The following is a 1,993-nucleotide window of genomic DNA, read 5'->3' on the forward strand; positions in this document are numbered from 1 at the left end:
TTTGCACAGCCGCAGGCTGCCCGCCAGGGCGGGGCACAGGGACAAAAACGTCGGGAACGTTTTTGAACGACGCTTGCGTCGGCCCGAAGGGCGAGTCTCATGGATGAGACGAGTAGTCTGCGAGTGAACCCCTCTCTCACCACCATATTTAAAGAGAAAGCCCGAATTCACGTTCGGGCTTTTTTTTATGTCCGTTCTGCGGGAGGGAATATCTCCTAATCGATCTCCAGCGCCGCCTTAATGGTATAGAACAGATCCGTCTGGTCAGTCAGCCCCACGACATTCGCCGCATGTGGCCCATAGGCAGCAATGCGCAGCTGGGTGCCAGTATGCCCCTGTGATTCTTCTTCCGAATTGCCATAGCTGATGGTCATAGGGCTGCCATCTTTAGTGACCAGCGTCTGCGTCAGACCAGGTGCCTTACTGTCGTTAGAGATAATCTGGCTGGAGTGAGCGTGGTCGGCGGTGACGATCACCAGCGTGTTACCGTCCTTACGGGCAAACTCCAGCGCCTTTTGCACCGCTTCATCCAAATCGACCGTTTCGCCGATCTGCCCACACGGATTCGCCGCGTGATCCTGCTTATCAATTGAGGCACCTTCAACCTGTAGGAAGAAGCCCTGCGGATGAGCGCTCAGTAGCGTAATGGCTTTTTCGGTCATCTGCGCGAGGGTCGGCGTAGATGCCGGACGTTCGACGTTAACTTCACAGCTAATCGGTTTACCGTCAAGATTACCGTGATAGCTGGCCTTTGGCCCTTTCCAACGCACCGGCATATTGCCGTCGGCAAACAGCCCCAGCACCGGTTTCTCATGGCTGGCGTTCCCCAGCGAATTCATGCCGTCCAAGTCGCTGACCAGCTGATAGCCGCGCAGCTTCGCCTGCTCTGTCAGAGTCTTACCCTGCCATTCGCCGCCGCGTGCCGTCTCCGCAAAGGTTTTTCCGCCCCCACCGAAAGTGACGTCTGCACGCGCATTCAACAGCTGCTCGGCTATCGATCCTTTTCCGCCATTCTCCAGGGCATTGGTTGCACACAGCTCGCTGGTTTTCACCGGGCCATAGCATTTACGTGAAATCACATGGGCAATCTGCGCCGCAGGCGTCGCGTCTTCCAGCTCGGCGGTAGAGACATTCCCGGTCGCTCTGCCTGCGGCTTTCGCCAGCTCAAGCAGAGTGGGATGATCCTTGCCAGTCACATCGACCCCAATAGCCCCGTTGTAGGATTTGACCCCGGTAGCCCAGGCGGTAGCCGATGCTGCGGAATCGGTGACGTAGTCAGGTTTATGCGTTTTCTTATCCAATGCATAGTGGGTGTACTGCCCGGTGAGCGGCAGCGCGTCGATGCCTTTAAAGAAACCGCCCGCCCCTTCAGCATAGTTACGTGCTGCGGTGATCTCCGAGTCACCCATACCATCACCAATCAACAAAATGACATTTTTCGCCCTGCTGTTGCTTAAAGCAGCCTTGATCGCTGCAGTCTGATCGCTGTCAAGACGACGAGCGCCGCCCGGCTGGGTAATATCGCCCTGGGCGGCACGGTGCCAGGTTGCAATATCGGCAACGGCAGAAGAGCAGATCAGTGAGCTTAGGATTGAAAGGGCAAAGACTTTATGTTTCATACCAGCGATCTCCATAAATAAATTTTGCAAAATATTTCAGGAGGCAAGTTTGCGATACAACTGTTTCATTTTCATGTCAGACAGATGACCAGAAGATGGCAACGAGATACGACGGCCTACCCGATATTCTGGTTGCTTACGAGTTAGGCAAACGCCCGCTCGGTAGGAAAATACTGCTTGACCCACTCACCGCTACTGCCTATAGTAGCGCCCCGTCAGCCCCAGCGGTTGATAGAAACAATATGGTGAGGTGTCCGAGTGGCTGAAGGAGCACGCCTGGAAAGTGTGTATACGGCAACGTATCGAGGGTTCGAACCCCTCTCTCACCACCATATTTGAAGAGAATGCCTGAGCGAAAGTTCAGGCATTTTTTT

At 54.8% G+C, this 1,993-nt stretch carries 1 protein-coding gene and 1 tRNA gene; one reads left to right on the top strand and one right to left on the bottom strand.

Features of this window, described 5'->3' with window-relative positions:
• Positions 1 to 215: 215 nt before the first annotated feature.
• Entirely contained in the window at positions 216 to 1,619 is a 1,404-nt protein-coding gene (gene phoA, locus EPIR_RS17835) for an alkaline phosphatase (RefSeq protein WP_023656899.1), read from the bottom strand.
• Positions 1,620 to 1,863: 244 nt separating this feature from the next.
• Here phoA and EPIR_RS17840 point away from each other — a divergent pair.
• Positions 1,864 to 1,951 (top strand) — tRNA-Ser (locus EPIR_RS17840).
• Positions 1,952 to 1,993 lie beyond the last annotated feature (42 nt).

This window comes from Erwinia piriflorinigrans CFBP 5888 (assembly GCF_001050515.1).
GTDB classification, from domain to species: domain Bacteria; phylum Pseudomonadota; class Gammaproteobacteria; order Enterobacterales; family Enterobacteriaceae; genus Erwinia; species Erwinia piriflorinigrans.

Bases quoted from the DNA above. Each gene is read 5' to 3' on its own strand.
- phoA (WP_023656899.1), bottom strand. From the start codon at position 1,619: ATGAAACATAAAGTCTTTGCCCTTTCAATCCTAAGCTCACTGATCTGC.